Genomic DNA, 17423 nt, shown 5'->3' with positions numbered 1-17423 from the left:
GTCATCCATTGGATGACATGTTACAACGGTGTCAGTGCAGCGCATTGGCAGCAACTGCCCGAACCTGCTGGAGGTGTTTTCGATGTTGATGCGCACCGACCCCTTCCGTGAGCTCGACCGGCTGGCTCAGCAGCTGATGGGCCCGGGCACCTGGTCGCGGCCGTCCGCGATGGCGATGGACGCCTACCGCGAGGGGCACGAGTACGTAGTGGCCTTCGACCTCCCCGGTGTCAGCGCGGACGCGATCGACATCGACGTCGAACGCAACATGCTGACCGTCAAGGCCGAACGCCGGCCCATGGCCAAGAGCGACGACGTGCAGATGGAACTCTCCGAGCGGCCGCTGGGCGTCTTCTCCCGCCAGATCGTGCTCGCGGACACGCTGGACACTGAGCAGATCAAGGCCGACTACGACGCTGGGGTGCTCACCCTGCGCATCCCGATCGCCGAGCGGGCCAAGCCCCGCAAGATCTCCATCGACTCGGGATCCGACCGCAAGGAGATCTCCGGCTGAGCCGGACGATCCGGGCCGAACGCCGGCGGAGGACGGGCACCTGATCTCCCCCTCACCCCGTCCTCCGTCTCCACGGGACAGGCTCGAAGAAGGGCGGCGATGAACGTGACCCTGCGACGGGAAGCGTTCCTGGAACATGTGAGGGAACGCGGCGAGTACGACAGCCTGCCAGAAGCAGAACGCGCGGCCCGCGTGGTGCTCGCCCTGCTCGGCGCACACCTGGTCGGCGAGGTCCGCGCCGAGCTGGCCGCGCGCCTGCCGGAAGACTTCGCCCTGATCCTCCTCAACCCGCTGCAGAGCCGAGAGCCCCTGCCACCGGAGCGGTTCCTGCGCGCGACCGTCGCCTGGATCGAAGGGGCCACCGAGCAGACCGCCGCCTGGGACGTCAGCGCCATCCTCAGCACGGTCGCCGACGCGGCCGGCGACAACCTGCTGGGCCAGATCCTGCTCCAGCTCCCCGCCGGCTACGACCTCCTCTTCGGCCGCCCCCAGCCCGCCTGACCACCCACACCCCGGTGCCCACAGGCACCACGACCTTCGGCGGCAGAAAGGGCAACGACCACGGTGATGACCGACCGGCGTGCACCACTCCAGCACACGCCCGTGATGACGTACGAGCAGCTGCTGGAGAAGGTCCGCTACGAAGGCGCCTACCCCACCCGAGAAAGAGCGGAGAAAGCCGTCCGCCTGGTCCTCGCAGGACTCGGACGCCAGCTGGCGGGCGACGAACGCGTCGAACTCGCCGCCCGCCTCCCCTTCGAAGCCGCAACGATCCTCACCGCGCAGATCCCCGACACCCAGCCCCTGACCGGCTGGGCCTTCGTCAAGGACCTCGCTGCCCGCACCGGAGATACCCTGGGCACCACCCGCTGGGACACCGGATCCGTCCTCTGCGCCGTCGCAGCCCTGGCCGGCCCCGACCTCCTCACCCGCATCCTGCACCAGCTCCCCTCCGGCTACGCCCTGTTGTTCGGCCGTGCCGAACTCACCCAAGCCGCATAGACGGCCGACATGCTGCTGAACATGCCGAAGTCGGTGGGCCTGTAGGGGCCCTGAGCCTTTACGCTGGGAGGAGCCGTCCCGGTGGCATCCCCGTGCCACCGGGACGGCTTGTGTGTCCGGGCGACGATAGGGGTCACTCCCTCATCTACGGCCTTTACATCGGTACATCCGTTGACACTGAGATTAATCATGGCCCGTCCCGGCACGACACGACGGAAGGTGGACACACTCGACGCCGCGATAAGCGGAGGATCCCCGGTTTGGCCAACCGGCGATCCCGCGCTATGTTGCCCCGCTCTGGCGTGCCGGTGATCAGCATGCTTGGCCCCGGGACCGGCCGCGAGCGGCGTGGCGGTTCACGGTGCCTACAGCCAGTCGCACGACCTGGATCAGTAGCCAGGGGATGCGACTGCTCACCGCCATCGACTGGGCCAGGAGGCTGTCCGGCCCCTCCTCCTGGCATCGCTGCTGGCAACGCTTCCCTGGACTACCTGTCGGCGGCTTCGTGTCCTTGTTCCTTGGGCGGCGCCGACCGATGGTATTGGGGGTGGTTGAGGTCGAGCTGTTTCGCTGCATGCAGAGGCATGGGTTAGCGGGAACGGTCGGACCAGCGATGGTCTGGTGACACAAGCGCGCGGTGGCCCGTAGAGGCATCGTCCGGTCGACCCCGTTGGCGATGCCGACCGGGTAGATCTCGGTCGCCGTGACGGCCCGCCATGGGGTTTTGAGCTCGTTCGTCTCCCGTCCTCTCTCCTCGCCGTCCTTGCCTGGGCCGGCGTCCCAGCGAGTGATGGTTTTGCCCAGTTCCTGCCCTTGGCCCTGTAGTTGCCGCGGGCGATGACGTCTTCATGCTGATCGTCGACCTGATGAGCGGCTGCGGCCTGCGAAACGGAGAGGTTGCTGCGGTGAACCTCAACAACATCGTGGCCGACGATGTGTATCGGATTACCGAGCAGGTCGTCCTGTCGACCTGTCAGTACGGGCCGCCTCAGCACAGGAGGGTGGGGGACTACCGCGATGTGCCCCTACCCGCTTGGACCAGGGAGACGATCGAGTGGTATGCCGAGAAGCACGGCATGGTCGATGGCTACTTGCTGCGCCAGTCGGCCGATTTCCGCAGGCTGTATCCGCATTGGGGGACCCATGGAGATGCCGTTCCTTGGAGTTGTCTTCGTCCTGTGGGCGTCGGTGGCGTGTGGCTAGGCCGTGGGCGTGGGTCCATCGGGTGGGGAGCAGGCCGTGAAGTTGTCCCGCGCCTGGTACAGGTTTTGGGTCATCCCCGCGGGTGTGGGGAGCAGCTGAGGACCGGCCGAACGGGAGCGCCCGAGCTGGGGTCATCCCTGTCCTGTGACAGCGAACCTTGAGTTTGTGCCATCGGAGGTTGAGCGAGCCTTCTACTGGCTGGAGCGAGGCATCCGGACGACCGCGGTCCCTCCGTCCACATCAACCGTTGTCCTGTTCGGCGGAGCCCCGTCATCCTCGTTGTCCGGTAGGACCAAGGCCGACTGCCGCTCCTTCAGCTCGTTCTGCTTGCCCGGCGAAAGGCTCGCGTGTAGCTGCTCGAACCGGTCGCTGATATCTGGCCCTGACGTCCGCTGTTCCGCCATGGCAGCACTCCGGCCCGTCCCGCGCGCAACAGCAACTGGTCAACGAAGGCCAGCAGGGTCAGCACGATGACGAGCCCGGGAAGGGTCATGAAGAAGACGAATTCCATGCCCTGAGTATCCGGGCCGCAGTCTCCCGGCGCTCAGTCTTCGATGACACGCACTCAAGGTTCGTTGTCATAGGATAATTGTCCTGTGCCACCGATTCCTAATGCCGTTCATCAAGCCGCAGGGCGCGCGCGAAGTGACGGGCCGGGGGTTGTCAGAGGTGTCCGGTACGGTCCGTTCATCAGACTGAGGAGGGCTCATGGCGACCAAGTGGAGCTTGACGATCGACTGCGCGTACCCGGCCAAGCTGGCCGCGTTCTGGGCGCTGGCATTGGGCTATGCGGAGAAGCCCGCGCCCGCAGGGTTCGGGAACTGGGAGGAGTGGTTCTCGTACCATGGCGTTCCGGAGGACGAGTGGGACGACGGGGCGTATCTCTCGGATCCGGACGGCGTAGGCCCCACCTTGTCCTTCTTGAAAGTGCCGGAGCCAAAGTTGGTGAAGAACCGGTTGCACCTCGACGTGCAAGTCGGTGGTGGCCGTGAAACACCGTGGGAGGTCCGCTGGCCGCGTGTGGTCGAGGCGGTCGAGCGGTTGACCGCGGCGGGTGCGACTGTGGTCCGCGAGGACGAGTTGCAGGGCAAGCCGGATCACGTGGTGATGGCAGACCCTGAAGGTAACGAGTTCTGCTTGGTCTGACGGAACCCGCCAGACGACTGGCCGACGCGCAACGTGTCGCGTCCTTTCCTACGCGGCAGCCCTTGCCGGCGGAGCCGGCTCGTAGCACCGGCCGTCACGCAGGAGGGCCCATAGGACGTTGACTCGGCGTCGAGCGAGAGCCAGGACGGCCTGGATGTGGCGCTTGCCCTCGGCGCGTTTGCGGTCGTAGAAATGACGGGATTCTTCGCAGTGGCGGATGCTGAACAGCGCGGAGGCGTAGAAGACGCGTTGGAGGCGGCGGTTGTATCGATGCGGACGCCGGAGGTTTCCGCTGATCTTGCCGGAGTCACGTGGGACGGGCGCCTCGCCGCCGAAGCCGGCGAGGCGGTCCGGGGTGCCGAAGACGCTCATGTCGCCGTCGGCGGCAGCCAGGAACTCGGCGCCGAGGATGATGCCCAGGCCCGGCATGCTGGTGATCACGTCTAAGGCGTGGTGGTCGCGAAATCGGGCCTCGATGAGCTTGTCAAGGTCGGCGACCTGCTGATTGAGGGCCATCACTTCCTTCGCCAGCGTGTGCACCAGCTGAGCGGTCAGCTTCTCCCCGGGGAGGCTGGTGTGCTGGTGCTCAGCGGCCTGGACGGCCGTTTCGGCGAGCTGGTCGGTGCTGCGGACCTTGCGGTTGCGCAGCCAGGTCTCCAGCCGCTTGGTGCCGAGCCGGCGGATGGTGGCCGGCGTCTGGTAGCCGGTCAGGAGGGTGAGCGGGCCGGTGTTGGTGAGGTCCAGCGCGCTCCAGACCGGGGAAGATGCCGGGGAGTTGGGCGTGGAGGCGGTTGACGGTGCGGGTGCGGTCGGCGACCAAGTCCATGCGGCGGCCAGTGAGGATCTTGAGGTCGGTAACGGTGTCGTCGCCGCTGCGTAAAGGGTGCAGATCGCGGCGGACGCGGGCCTGGTCGGCGATGATCGCGGTGTCCTTGGCGTCGGTCTTGCCCTCGCCGCGGTAGCTCTCGGAGGCGCGGTGGATGGCCCGGCCGGAGATGTAGCGCACCGTCTGGTCGTGGTTGAGCAGGATCGCGATGGCCAGGGCGGCTCCGCCGTCGGCCAGGTCGATGCCCCAGGTCACTTCGTCGCCCATGGCGAGGATGTCGGCGAGGAGTTCGAGCAGTTCCGTCTCGTCGTTGGCGACGCGTCGGGACAGCAGCCGGCGGCCGCTCTCGTCGATCGCGACGCAGTGGTGGTGGGTTTTGCCTGCGTCGATGCCGGCCCAGATTGTGGCCACGTTGTGCCTCCGTACGGTGTGCTGCAGGTGCCTCCCGACGGACGACCTCGCTGTCGATTCCCTACGGAGCGATCATTCGCAATTCCTAATTGGCAGCCGAGTCGTCGTGGGGCGCCGGGCGGCCAATCGATGGAAGCCACAAGCGGCAGAAGTTTGAAAGCCACACCCGACGCCCCTGGGTGGGAGAACCATACGAAGGGCTCGCCCAGTCCTGGTGAACAACGTAGGGAAGGTTGAGCACGTCCTATGAAACGCGTCAGGCAGTGGAAGGCTGACTCGTTATGGCTGTCAGTCGTCCGGCGACAGGTCAGGTCCGGGGGACGGGCTTGGTCAGCTGCATCGGAACGAAGATCGCCATCGTGTACCCGGCGATTGCGAAGACGGTGAGCCCGATGCGCAACCTCACACCTCCGCCGAGCGCGCTGGTTCCCCACACCAGGCCCAGCCCGACGAGCAGGCAAAGGATCCACCAACCCATCAGCACCCTCCAGGCCCGGAGCTTCTCGCGGTACTCGCGCTCCTTGGCCGCTCGCGCCTCGGGGGTGTCGCTGAGGATCCGGTCGTGCCACGCGAAGTAGGCCATGCGCTGATCATGGTCCAGGGCATCCCAGTCGGCTGGCCTCAGTGGGATCCGTATCCCGTGTTGGTTCAGGTGGGCTCGTTGTTGGTCGCCGCTCAGCTCGTGCCAGCCGGGCGGGGGCTGTCAGGCCATCAGCTCCCTGCTGGTCTCGATCGTCATGGCTGACACGATACTGGCGGGATCTCGAAGACGAGCGTGCTGGCGTCGCGCAGACGTCGAGCCCGCCGCCCTTCCAGCAAACCAGGGAGTCCGTCCTTCGGCGCCGTCCGGCCCCGCCGCGCCTCTGACCAGGCGTGATCAAACTCCGATGACACAAACTTGCGTCAGTCAAGGTTCGATAGCACGCGCTCAATGTTCGGTGGCACAGGACAACAATCCCCGCGGGCGCGGGGAGCAGCCGAGGTGCGCCGCCGTCCGCGACGCCACCGAGGGATCATCCCCACGGGTGCGGGGAGCAGCCGGCCACGAGGCGACCGGGATCGGGGTAGCTGGGATCATCCCCGCGGGTGCGGGGAGCAGTCGTACCGCCAGTCGGTGACGCTGCCGTCGGCGGGACCATCCCCGCGGGTGCGGGGAGCAGGCTCGTTGGCCTGCGGGTTTATGGCGTTGGCAGTGTGGTTCTGTCAACGTTTACGGAGTCCGACAAACGTAGCAAAGCAAACCTCACGCCTTCTCCCCGTCCGGCGCTTGAGCCGGAGGCCCCATTCGCGGAATCCTGGTCATCGTCGATTTTGTAGGTTTCCGCGCGCGGTTGCGCCGTGAACCGGTATGAATTTTCTCTATGAGTCGTGGGGGGATTGCCCGCTCTGGCCTGTTGCGTCGGCTTGGGGGGCCGGCCCGGTCGGTGTGGGCGAAGCATGATCGTGACAGTGACGGGTGGCTGCCTTTGTGGCGGCATATGGAGGATTCGGCTGCGGTCGCGGGCCTGTTGTGGGATGAGTGGCTGCCGGTGGGCGTGCGCGGTCTCATCGGCGGTGTGCTGCCCGGGGGCGAAGCGGATGCCCGGTCTCTGGCCGTGTGGCTGGCCGGCGTCCATGACATCGGCAAGGCGACGCCCGTGTTCGCCTGCCAGGTGCCGGCGCTCGCCGGTGTGATGCGTGACCGGGGTCTGGCGATGCGTTCGGCCGAGGCGTTGGGGCCGGACAGGCGGCTCGCGCCGCACGGTCTGGCCGGACAGGTGCTGCTGGGCGAGTGGTTGGAGGAACGGCACGGCTGGGCGGCGTCGCGGACCGGGCAGTTCGCGGTCGCGGTCGGTGGGCATCACGGTGTGCCGCCCGAGCACGGGCAGATCAAAGCCCTTTACGAACATGGAGAGTTGCTGAGGCCTCCCGGTGCGGCCGGCCGTGCCTGGCGTGAGGTGCAGACCGAGTTGCTGGATGCCTGTGCCGTCCACTTCGGGGTGGCGGAGCGGCTGGGCGGCTGGGGTGCGGTGCGGCTGCCGCAGCCGGTGCAGGTGCTGCTGACCGCGCTGGTGATCGTCTCGGACTGGATCGCGAGCAACCCGGAGTTGTTCCCGTACTTCCCCGACGGGGCCGGGTGTGAGGGTGAGGAGCGCCTCGCGCGGGCCTGGCCCGGTCTGGACCTGCCGCCCCCGTGGCAGGCCGAGGATGCGGGCCTGGGCGCGCAGGAGTTGCTGGCCTCGCGGTTCGGGTTGGCGGCGGGGGTGAAGGCACGGCCTGTGCAGGGGGCCGCGGTGGACCTGGCCCGTGAGATGGAGCCGCCCGGTCTGATGATCGTGGAGGCGCCGATGGGGGAGGGGAAGACGGAGGCCGCGCTGGCGGTGGCCGAGGTGTTCGCGGCGCGTTCGGGTGCGGGAGGGGTGTTCTTCGCGCTGCCGACGATGGCGACGGGCAATGCCATGTTCGTCCGGCTTCTGTCCTGGCTGGACCGGCTGCCCGGGGTCGCCGGCAGCCGGCGGACGGTGCACCTGGCGCATTCCAAGGCGGCGCTCAACGAGAAGTTCGCGGGTCTGATGACGCGGGCGGGACAGGTCACGGCCGTCGGCGTGGACGAGGACGCGGTCGCGTCGCGCGGGCAGTCGGACCGGGCGCGGCGGGCGGGCGCCGAGCTTGTCGCGCATGCCTGGCTGCGGGGCCGTAAGAAGGCCATGCTGGCGTCGTTCGTGGCGGGCACGATCGACCAACTGCTGTTCGCGGGACTGAAGAGCCGGCACCTGGCGCTGCGTCACCTCGCCGTTGCGGGCAAGGTGGTGGTCATCGACGAGGCGCACGCCTATGACACCTACATGAGCGTCTACCTCGACCGGGTGCTGTCCTGGCTGGGTGCCTACCGCGTTCCCGTGGTCGTGCTGTCCGCGACACTGCCCGCCGACCGCCGCCACCGGCTTCTGCACGCCTACGCCGGCTCCGAGCCCGAGGCGGGCGAGGGGGCGGACGCGCCGGAGACGGTGTATCCGCTGGTCACCGGTGTGGTGCCCGGCGGTGCGCCGGTGGAGCGGCATCCCGGTGCTTCGGGCCGGGCCACGGATGTGGTCCTGGAGCGGCTGGACGACGACCTCGGACGGCTCGCCGGCCGGCTGGATGCGGAGTCGGCCGATGGCGGCTGCGTGCTGGTGGTGCGCAACACCGTCGCGCGGGTGCTGGAGACCGCGCGGGTGCTGCGGGCTCGGTTCGGCGACGACGCGGTGACCGTGGCGCACTCCCGGTTCGTCGACCTGGACCGGGCGGCGAAGGACCGCGAACTGCTGGAGCGGTTCGGACCGCCGGACAGGGCGAACAGGCCGCAAGAAAGGCACTTCGTGGTGGCCAGCCAGGTCGCCGAGCAGTCCCTGGACGTGGACTTCGACCTGCTCGTCAGCGACCTGTGCCCGGTGGACCTGCTTCTGCAGCGCATGGGCCGCCTGCACCGCCACCGGCGCGGTGAGAACCAGAGCGAACGCCCGGAGCGGCTGCGTACGGCCCGGTGTCTGCTCACCGGCGCCGACTGGGGCGGTTCTGCGGCAGACGTGCCGGTGCCGGTGCGTGGGTCGGTCGCCGTGTATGGGCGGCACCTGCTGCTGCGGTCGGCCGCAGCGCTCCTGCCGCACCTTGCGGGCGGTGGGAGGCCGGTGCGGCTGCCCGGCGACATCAGCGTCCTGGTGCAGCGGGCCTACGGGACTGCCCCGCTCGGACCCGCTTCCTGGGCCGAGCGGATGGACGACGCCCGCGCGCAGTTCGACGCCCACCGGGCCGATCAGGCGGACCGGGCGTCGGTGTTCCGTCTCGGTGACGTCGGCAAGCCCGGCAGACCGCTGTTCGGCTGGGTGGCGGCCGGGGTCGGGGACGCCGACGACAGCCGGGCGGGGAAGGCACAGGTCCGTGACAGCCGGGAGAGCCTGGAGGTCGTCGTCGTACAGCGCCGCGGCGACGGCACCCTGGCCACTCTTCCGTGGCTGCCGCCGGATGGCAGAGGCCGCAGGCGGGCGGGTCTGGAGCTGCCGCAGGACCATGCGCCGGCGTCTTTCGCGGCCCGTACCGCTGCGAGCTGCGGTCTGCGGCTGCCCGCGCAGTTCTCCTCGCCGCCGGTGATGGACCGGGCTATTGCGGAACTGGAGCAGCTGTACCTGCCGGCGTGGCAGGGCAAGGACTGTCCCTGGCTCGCGGGCCAGCTGATTCTGGCGCTGGACGAGCATTGTCAGACCCGCCTGGCAGGCTTCTCACTGCACTACAGCCCATCGGATGGCCTGGAGGTGACCCGTGACGAGCGTGGCTGAAACCACCGCCGAACCCCCTGCCGTGTCCTCGTCGTTCGACCTGACCGCGAGGCCCTGGATAGGCGTCCTCGACGTCAATGGCCGACAGCACGAGGTGTCGCTGCGTCAGGTTTTTGCCCAGGCAGGCAGTCTGAGGCGTGTTGTCGGGGATCTGCCGACGCAGGAGTTCGCTCTGCTGCGGCTGCTGCTGGCCATCGCGCACGACGCCCTCGACGGCCCCCAGGACATCGACGAGTGGGCGGAGTTACGGGACGACCTGGACTGCTTCGCACCGGTGCAGGCCTACCTGGACGCCCACCGGGAACGATTCGACCTGCTCCATCCCGAGGCGCCGTTCTTCCAGACGGCCGGGCTGCACACGGCGAAGAACGAGATCTTCCCGCTGAACCGGATCGTGGCCGACGTGCCCAACGGTGAGCCGTTCTTCACGGCCCGTCGGCCGGACGGGCTGCGGCTGACGTTCGCCGAGGCCGCCCGCTGGGTCGTCCATGCCCACGCCTACGACACCTCAGGCATCAAATCCGGGGCGGTCGGGGACGACCGGGTCAAGGGCGGCAAGGTGTATCCGTTGGGTACCGGATGGGTCGGCGGTCTGGGCGGTGTGTTCGCCGAGGGCGACACGTTGCGTGACACGCTGCTGCTGAACCTGGTCGGCGCCGACACCGATGGACTGGACATCGATGCGGGCGACCGGCCGGCCTGGCGCCGGGAGCCGCCCGGTCCCGGCGGCGCGGAACGTGCGCCGACCGGGCCTCGCGATCTGTACACCTGGCAGTCCCGCCGCCTGCGCCTGCATCACGACCACGACGGCGTCCATGGCGTCGTCATCGGATACGGAGATCCGCTGGCCTCACGGAACAAGTTCCGCCGGGAGCCGATGACGTCGTGGCGGCGCAGCAGGACGCAGGAGAAGAAGCTCGGTGAGGCACCGGTCTACCTGCCTCGCGAGCACGATCCGGCGCGCGCAGCCTGGCGGGGCATCGCTTCGCTCGTCGCTGACCGCACGGACCAGGGCCAGACGTCGCAGCCGGCGGCGAACTTGCGCCCGGGGGTTCTGGAATGGATCGCGCGCCTGGTCACCGACGGCCATCTCGAACGCGGTCACCTCGTCCGGACCCGGGTGGTCGGTGCCGCCTACGGTACGCAGCAGTCCGTGATCGATGACATCGTCGACGACCACCTGCTGATCCCGGTCGTGCTGCTGCACCGCCAGGACCGCATCTACGGTCGCCAGGCCGTGAACGCCGCCGACGATGCCGACCTGGCCGTGCGCGCGCTGGGCGATCTGGCCGCCGATCTGGCTGCCGCGGCCGGCAGCACCCCGGACGGACCGAGGGACGGCGCCCGCCGAATTGGGTTCGACCAGCTGGAGCAGCCCTACCGCGTATGGCTGGCCGAACTTGCCAGCGCCGATGATCCGTTCGAGCTGCGCAGCCAATGGCAAGGGGAAGTACGACGTCTGCTCGGCCGGCTCGGGGACCGCCTCATCGAGGCAGCCGGAGACGCCGCCTGGCAGGGCAGGACCGTCACCGGCAAGAACGGCACCGTCTGGCTGAACGCCGGGCTTGCCGACACCTGGTTCCGCGCCCGCCTGGCCAAGGCACTGCCCGGACCCGCCGGCGGCGGTGCAGATACCGACGCCGGCGGCGGAACACCAGGCACCGGCATGGCGGCCTCGCCGAGGCCGACCAGCAACCCCGACGACAGGACTGACCCGGAGACGGACCGATGACCACCACTCCCACGACCGCCCCCACCAGCATCCGTGGCCGAGTCGCCCGTCTCGCCCACGAGTTGATCGTGCCGCGGCAGGACGGCTGTCTCCGCGACAGCGCCGTGGACGTAGCCGCTCTCGCCCGGCTGCGCCGAGGCGCCGGCCGGGACGCCGCTGCCCTGCCCGACCTGTGGGGTCTCATCGACACCAGTCCTCTGCACTCCACCGCGGACGGCCGGCGCCAGTTGAGCGAGCGGGAACTTGTCCGCGCCGAGAACGCCCTGCATACTGCACTGACTCTGTGGGCGCTGCACCAGCAGTCCCGCGGATCACGCATGCACCGCCTGCACAGCTACCAGCGGCCTGGCGGGCTTGGCGCCGCGATCCGTCGGCTGATGCCCGTCGGAGAGATCGACGACGCGGTCCGCAAGCGACTGGTGCGGGCCGGTACCGCACCCGACCTGACGGCACTCGCTCAACGGCTGCGGGACATCGTTACCCTGCTGCGCGGCGCGGACATCCCCCTCGACTACGGGCTGCTCGCCGGGCAGCTCTACGCCTGGCAGTGGCCCGACGGTCCCGCCGCCGTACGCCGGGAGTGGGGCCGTTCCTTCCACGCCCGCCTCAAGTCCGACTCCGATTCCGACTCCCGCGACGCCGGGAGCAACCCGCCGGCCGCCAAGGACGACAAGGACGCCTCGTGAACCGCTTCTTCCTGGACGTGCACGCCCTGCAGACCGTCCCGCCCAGCAACCTCAACCGGGACGACACCGGAGCGCCGAAGACGGCCGTCTACGGCGGGGTGCCCCGCGCCCGGGTATCCAGCCAGGCGTGGAAGCGGGCGATCCGCACCTACTTCCGTGACGAGCACCTCCTCGACCCGAGCGAGCTCGGCGTGCGGACGAAGAAGGTCGTCGAACTCCTCGCCGCGCGCATCATCGTTCTCGATCCCGCGCTCGGCGACGCGGACGCGCTGCGTCTGGCCGACGAGACCATCAAGGCGACGGGGCTGAAGACCGAGGTGCCCAAGCGCAAGGCCGGCCAGGCCAAGGACGGCGGGCCCGCTCCCGCACCGGAGACCAAGTACCTGGTCTTCCTCTCCGCCCGCCAGCTCGACGGTCTGGCACGCCTCGCCCATGAAGGCGCCGCCGACATCACCGGCTTCTTCAAAGGCAAGAAGAACAAGGACCGGGCCCGCGAGATCGCGGACAGCCGGCACTCCGTGGACATCGCGCTGTTCGGCCGGATGGTCGCCGACATCCCCGACATCAACGTCGACGCCGCCGTCCAGGTCGCCCACGCCCTCAGCGTCCACCGCGTCGAGACCGAGTCCGACTACTACACCGCCGTCGATGACGAGAACACCGAGGAGGAGACCGGCGCCGGCATGATCGGCACCGTCGACTTCAACTCCGCCACCCTCTACCGCTACGCCGCCCTCGGTATCCACCAGCTCGCCGCCAACCTCGGCCAGGGCCTGCGCGAGGACGAACCGCGCACCGAACCCGTACGCCGCGCGGTCGAAGCGTTCGTGCACAGCTTCGTCGCCTCCCTGCCCACCGGGAAGATCAACACCTTCGGGCACCACACCCTCCCCGACGCCGTCCTCGTCACCCTCCGCTCCAGCCGCCCGGTCAGCTACGTGTCCGCCTTCGAGGATCCCGTCCGCGCGGACGAGGGAGGCCACCTCCGCGCCGCATGCGACCGGCTCACGGCGTACGTCCCCGACATCGAACGCGCCTACAGCGCCGAAGCCGACCCGACCTGGATCCTGCGGGTCGGCCCGAACACCAGAGAGCTCAGCACCCTGGGGAGGGAGAGCGACAATCTGCCCGCGCTGGTCGCCGCCGTGGGCCAGGCTGTGGCGGAGCGGCTGGAGAAGCCGGAATGAGCCGCACCAGCGTCCTGACCCTCCTGCTCGCGGGCCCCCTGCAGTCCTGGGGGGCCTCCTCCCGTTTCACGAGGCGGACCACCGAGTCCGCCCCGACCAAGAGTGCGGTCATCGGCTTGCTCGCAGCCGCGGCCGGCATCGACCGTGACGACGACACCCGCCTCGCCCCTCTGGCTGCCCTGCGGTTCGGCGTCCGGATCGACCAGCCCGGCATCCGCATCCGCGACTTCCACAAGGCGATGCACCCGGTCACCGGGAAGACCATGCCGCTGTCGGAGCGTTTCTACCTCGCCGACGCCGTGTTCGTCGCCGCCGTCGAAGGCGACCACACCCTGCTGACCGGACTGCACCAGGCCCTGCGCACACCGGTCTACCCGCCGTTCCTCGGCCGCCGCTCCTGCCCGCCGTCCCGGCCCGTCGACCTCGGCCTCCACGAGGACGCCCGCATCGAGGACATCCTGGAGCACGTGCCCTGGCAAGCGGCCGCCTGGTACCGGCGACACCACCGAGCGACGCTTCCGAACCGGCTGACCGTCCTTCGTGAGAAGCACACCGGCGAGGACGCCGCCGGCGACACTCTGCCCGATCAACCGGTCAGTTTCTCCCCAACGCGTCGCCGCCACACGCTGCGCACCGTCGTCACCACGTTCGTCCCCGGACCGACCGCCTCAACCACGCAACCCCAACAGGCGGTGCACCACGACCCGTTCGACGCGCTGCCCGCACTCCCGGAGGACGAGAACGCCTGATGTTCCTCACCCGTTTCCGCCTCAACACCGCCCGGCCCGGCACGCGCCGCCTGCTGTCCTCCCCTCAGACCCTGCACGCAGCTGTCATGTCGTCCTTCCCGCACATCCTCCCCACCGACACCCCCGCCCCCGGCGCCCCGCGAGTGCTGTGGCGGCTGGACCAGGAGGCCCGCGCCGAGATACTCCTCTACGTCGTCAGCCCCGACCGGCCCGACCTCACCCACCTCGTCGAACAGGCCGGCTGGCCCGCCGTCGCCACCCCGGACGCGCCCGGCTGGCAGACCCGCCCCTACCAGTCCTTCCTCGACCGCCTCGCCTCCGGCGGCCGGTGGGCATTCCGGCTCACCGCCAACCCGGTCCACACCATCCGCCGCAAGGACGGCGAACCCCGCAAGATCACCGCCCACCTCACCCCCGTCCACCAGATGGCCTGGCTCCTCGACGAAAAACGGCAGAACCGTGCAGGGTTCCGCATCCTCGAAAAGCCCGACGACCGACGAACCCTGCCCAGCGGCACCACCCACAAAGGCCACCCCCACCACGGCGACCGCTATGAACTCACCGTGGCTGACACCCGCGCCCTCGCCTTCGGAAAACCCGGCCAGGACAACTCCACCAGCAGGAACAAGGTCACCCTCGTCACCGTCACCTTCGACGGACGCCTCGAAGTCACCGACCCCGACACCCTGCGCCGCACCCTCACCCAGGGCATCGGCCGAGCCCGCGCCTACGGCTGCGGCCTCCTCACCCTCGCCCCCCTCCCGCGGCAGCCGACACCGTGAGTACCGTCTCCCAGCGCGCGGCCCTGACTCCGCGCCACCTCACCCGCACTGCCGAACGCCTCTCCTTCATCTACCTCGAACGCTGCACAATCCACCGCGACGCCAACGCGATCACCGCCACCGACGCCGAGGGCACCACCCACATCCCCTCCGCCACCATCGGCACCCTCCTCCTCGGACCCGGCACCCGCATCACCCACCAGGCCATGATCGTCCTCGGCGAAATCGGCGCCGCCGTCGCCTGGGTCGGCGAACACGCCGTGCGCTACTACGCCTCCGGCCGCGCCCTCACCCGCTCCTCCGCCCTCATGGAAGCCCAGGCCCACCAATGGGCCAACCCCCGCGCCCGCCTCGCCGTCGCCCGAGCCATGTACCGGCTGCGCTTCCCCGACGAAGACCCCGACGGCCTCACCCGCCGCGAACTCCTCGGCCGCGAAGGCAAACGCGTCAAAGACTGCTACCACGCGCAGGCCGCCCGCACCGGCATCCCCTGGAAAGGCCGCCGCTACACACCCGGCGACCACACCAGCGGCGACAACGTCAACCAGGCCATCACCGCCGCCGCCCAGTGCATGTACGGCATCGCACACGCCGTCGTCACCTCACTCGGCTGCAGCCCAGCCCTGGGCTTCGTCCACTCCGGCCACGAACTCTCCTTCGTCCTCGACATCGCCGACCTCTACAAAACCGACATCGGCGTCCCCGTCGCCTTCGACACTGCAGCCCACAGCGACGAAGACATCAGCTCCCGCACCCGCCGCGCCCTGCGCGACCGCATCAACGAAACCTCCCTCCTCAACCGGTGCGTCGACGACATCAAACGCCTCCTGATGCCGGACACAGAGCAACCGGCCGCCGCCACCGACGACCGGGACGTGGTCACCTTCCAGAGCGACGGCGGCGACCACCTGACCTCCGGCATCAACCACGACGGACCCGACCACACCCACGCGGACGGACTCTGGTGACCGTCATCGTCCTCACCAACTGCCCCGTCGGCCTGCGCGGCTTCCTCACCCGCTGGATGCTCGAAATCTCCGTCGGCGTCTTCATCGGCAACCCCTCCGCCCGCCTTCGCGACATCCTCTGGGACGAGGTCCGCCACTACGCGGGACAAGGCCGCGCCCTCCTCGCCCACACCACCAACAACGAGCAAGGCTTGACCTTCCGTACCCACGACCACACCTGGCACCCAACCGACCACGAAGGCGCCACCCTCATCCACCGCCCCACCTCCAGCCCACCCAGGTCTCCTGCGGTTGCCAGCACCGCCCCGCCGGACAACCCTCAGCAGCCGCCGACCGGCTGGAGCAAGGCATCCAAACGCCGACGCTTCGGCAAAGGCTGACCCACATGTCCAACATGGGCGGTTCGCTCGGTTCAGCGAAAGTAGCCAGAAACCCGCACCAGGCGCTGTAAAGCTGCAGGTCAACCAGACTGCTCCCCGCACCCGCGGGGATGGACCCACCATCCTGAGGATCCTGACCGACCCGCGTTTCTGCTCCCCGCACCCGCGGGGATGGACCCTTCCGCGCGCTGATGGCCGCGATCCGGTCTTGCTGCTCCCCGCACCCGCGGGGATGGACCCGTCCAGCGGCACGGAGGGACCTGGCCTCACGGCTGCTCCCCGCACCCGCGGGGATGGACCCAAGTCCGCCGGCAACTTCTCCGGCCGCCCCACCTGCTCCCCGCACCCGCGGGGATGGACCCGCGATCAAGGGCGGGTTCGTCGCAGCGTGGAACTGCTCCCCGCACCCGCGGGGATGGACCCACTCAGGCCCCGCCCAGCAAGGTCAGCATCACCTGCTCCCCGCACCCGCGGGGATGGACCCGAGCGCCGCATCGTTCAGTACCTTGAGGAAGTCTGCTCCCCGCACCCGCGGGGATGGACCCGCGGCCTGAAACCGGGCCAGGAGATTCGCACGCTGCTCCCCGCACCCGCGGGGATGGACCCTACGGGATCAGCGTCGAACAGTACGACCGCATCTGCTCCCCGCACCCGCGGGGATGGACCCAGCTCTGCCCACACGGGGGGAGGCAGGTTCGGCTGCTCCCCGCACCCGCGGGGATGGACCCCCGAAGGCGGCCGGCACCCCGGTCACCTACAGCTGCTCCCCGCACCCGCGGGGATGGACCCTCCCGCACCTCGTCGGCGAGCTCACCGGCCGCCTGCTCCCCGCACCCGCGGGGATGGACCCCTACGCGCAGTGTGGGCCAGAGCCCGCACGGACTGCTCCCCGCACCCGCGGGGATGGCCCCGCCCGCCTCCGCGACACCGTCTTCGGCAACCCCTGCTCCCCGCACCCGCGGGGATGGTCCCGCGATGCGGACCCGGATCGCCAAGCGCCTGGGCTGCTCCCCGCACCCGCGGGGATGGACCCCAGCCACGGCGAGCGCGGCGCAGGTGAGCACGACTGCTCCCCGCGGGGATGGCCCCACACCGAGCACGCCGACGACATCCAGCGGCAACTGCTCCCCGCACCCGCGGGGATGGACCCCAGCACATCCGCTTCGGGGCGCCGCCCTGCAGTTGCTCCCCGCACCCGCGGGAATGGTCCCCCGGACACCACCAGCGCAAGACCGTCCGCGTCCTGCCCTCCGCACCCGCGGGGATGGACCCTGACCTGGCGTGTTCCCGTTGTTCCGCTGTTCCTGCTCCCCGCACTCGCGGGGATGGACCCACGTTGGGCGACCGTCGTCGGCGTGGGCGTGGATGATGGGGCGGGTGTGGCGGATGTCGTCGTAGATGTTCTGGGCCGTGTCGGAGACCTGGCGGATCTCCTCTGGGGTGCACCAGGACATGGGGTAGTGGGCCCAGGTCCATTCCTTGTCGATGGCCTCCCTCAGACCCGGTGTGATCTCGGTCGTGACGTCATTGGAGTTCAGTGCCTGG

At 69.4% G+C, this 17423-nt stretch carries 14 protein-coding genes, 2 pseudogenes and 1 CRISPR repeat array; of the genes and pseudogenes, 12 read left to right on the top strand and 4 right to left on the bottom strand.

Going from position 1 to position 17423, the window contains the following annotated elements:
• Positions 1–82 precede the first annotated feature (82 nt).
• The 3 genes from CTZ28_RS39995 (at position 83) to CTZ28_RS39985 (ending at position 1516) form a co-directional block, all read left to right on the top strand.
• On the top strand, positions 83–514 hold the full coding sequence (locus CTZ28_RS39995) for an Hsp20/alpha crystallin family protein (protein WP_121894676.1): 432 nt from the start codon (positions 83–85) through the stop codon (positions 512–514).
• A 105-nt stretch (positions 515–619) separates the two neighbouring features.
• Positions 620–1015 (top strand): DUF2267 domain-containing protein, encoded by a 396-nt coding sequence (locus CTZ28_RS39990; protein WP_121894700.1) that lies wholly within the window; start codon positions 620–622, stop codon positions 1013–1015.
• A gap of 63 nt (positions 1016–1078) precedes the next feature.
• On the top strand, positions 1079–1516 hold the full coding sequence (locus CTZ28_RS39985; RefSeq protein ID WP_121894675.1) for a DUF2267 domain-containing protein: 438 nt from the start codon (positions 1079–1081) through the stop codon (positions 1514–1516).
• A 312-nt stretch (positions 1517–1828) separates the two neighbouring features.
• On the opposite strand, the gene CTZ28_RS49800 is transcribed toward CTZ28_RS39985, so the two are convergent.
• Together CTZ28_RS49800 and CTZ28_RS39975 are read right to left on the bottom strand one after the other, a co-directional pair.
• Positions 1829–2308 (bottom strand): RNaseH domain-containing protein, encoded by a 480-nt coding sequence (locus tag CTZ28_RS49800; protein WP_398657714.1) that lies wholly within the window; start codon positions 2306–2308, stop codon positions 1829–1831.
• A gap of 602 nt (positions 2309–2910) precedes the next feature.
• Positions 2911–3230, bottom strand: a pseudogene (locus tag CTZ28_RS39975) (DUF6191 domain-containing protein).
• A 197-nt stretch (positions 3231–3427) separates the two neighbouring features.
• Here CTZ28_RS39975 and CTZ28_RS39970 point away from each other — a divergent pair.
• Positions 3428–3865 carry a VOC family protein gene (locus CTZ28_RS39970; RefSeq protein ID WP_121894674.1) on the top strand — a complete coding sequence of 146 codons (438 nt, stop codon included), beginning with the start codon at positions 3428–3430 and terminating at the stop codon, positions 3863–3865.
• A gap of 48 nt (positions 3866–3913) precedes the next feature.
• Here the strand turns inward: CTZ28_RS39970 and CTZ28_RS39965 are convergent.
• A pseudogene (locus CTZ28_RS39965) lies at positions 3914–5102 on the bottom strand (IS110 family RNA-guided transposase).
• Positions 5103–5409: 307 nt separating this feature from the next.
• On the bottom strand, positions 5410–5685 hold the full coding sequence (locus CTZ28_RS39960) for a hypothetical protein (protein ID WP_121894673.1): 276 nt from the start codon (positions 5683–5685) through the stop codon (positions 5410–5412).
• Positions 5686–6580: 895 nt separating this feature from the next.
• Here CTZ28_RS39960 and cas3 point away from each other — a divergent pair.
• Genes cas3 through cas2e form a run of 8 tightly spaced genes read left to right on the top strand, consistent with a single transcriptional unit; the run spans position 6581 to position 15878 of the window.
• Positions 6581–9394, top strand: coding sequence for a CRISPR-associated helicase Cas3' (gene cas3 / locus CTZ28_RS39950; protein WP_259472032.1), 2814 nt, complete (start codon positions 6581–6583; stop codon positions 9392–9394).
• Positions 9387–11126 carry a type I-E CRISPR-associated protein Cse1/CasA gene (gene casA / locus CTZ28_RS39945; RefSeq protein WP_121894699.1) on the top strand — a complete coding sequence of 580 codons (1740 nt, stop codon included), beginning with the start codon at positions 9387–9389 and terminating at the stop codon, positions 11124–11126. Before cas3 ends, casA begins: the two co-directional genes overlap by 8 nt.
• On the top strand, positions 11123–11812 hold the full coding sequence (gene casB / locus CTZ28_RS39940; protein ID WP_121894670.1) for a type I-E CRISPR-associated protein Cse2/CasB: 690 nt from the start codon (positions 11123–11125) through the stop codon (positions 11810–11812). The genes casA and casB overlap by 4 nt, the downstream gene beginning before the upstream one ends.
• Positions 11809–12999 carry a type I-E CRISPR-associated protein Cas7/Cse4/CasC gene (gene cas7e, locus CTZ28_RS39935; RefSeq protein ID WP_121894669.1) on the top strand — a complete coding sequence of 397 codons (1191 nt, stop codon included), beginning with the start codon at positions 11809–11811 and terminating at the stop codon, positions 12997–12999. The genes casB and cas7e overlap by 4 nt, the downstream gene beginning before the upstream one ends.
• Positions 12996–13748: a type I-E CRISPR-associated protein Cas5/CasD gene (gene cas5e / locus CTZ28_RS39930; RefSeq protein WP_121894668.1), complete on the top strand. Its 753-nt coding sequence runs from the start codon at positions 12996–12998 to the stop codon at positions 13746–13748. Before cas7e ends, cas5e begins: the two co-directional genes overlap by 4 nt.
• Positions 13748–14530 (top strand): type I-E CRISPR-associated protein Cas6/Cse3/CasE, encoded by a 783-nt coding sequence (gene cas6e / locus CTZ28_RS39925; protein WP_121894667.1) that lies wholly within the window; start codon positions 13748–13750, stop codon positions 14528–14530. Before cas5e ends, cas6e begins: the two co-directional genes overlap by 1 nt.
• On the top strand, positions 14527–15498 hold the full coding sequence (gene cas1e / locus CTZ28_RS39920) for a type I-E CRISPR-associated endonuclease Cas1e (protein ID WP_121894666.1): 972 nt from the start codon (positions 14527–14529) through the stop codon (positions 15496–15498). The genes cas6e and cas1e overlap by 4 nt, the downstream gene beginning before the upstream one ends.
• Entirely contained in the window at positions 15495–15878 is a 384-nt protein-coding gene (gene cas2e, locus CTZ28_RS39915) for a type I-E CRISPR-associated endoribonuclease Cas2e (protein WP_121894665.1), read from the top strand. The genes cas1e and cas2e overlap by 4 nt, the downstream gene beginning before the upstream one ends.
• An 89-nt stretch (positions 15879–15967) precedes the next feature.
• Positions 15968–16911: a CRISPR direct-repeat array (repeat unit 29 nt; unit sequence CTGCTCCCCGCACCCGCGGGGATGGACCC).
• Between the last annotated feature and the right edge of the window lie 512 nt (positions 16912–17423).

Source organism: Streptomyces shenzhenensis (assembly GCF_003688995.1).
Lineage (GTDB): Bacteria > Actinomycetota > Actinomycetes > Streptomycetales > Streptomycetaceae > Streptomyces > Streptomyces shenzhenensis_A.
The sequence above is the reverse complement of the archived record's forward strand: the minus strand, read 5'-3'. Positions and strand labels throughout refer to the sequence as shown.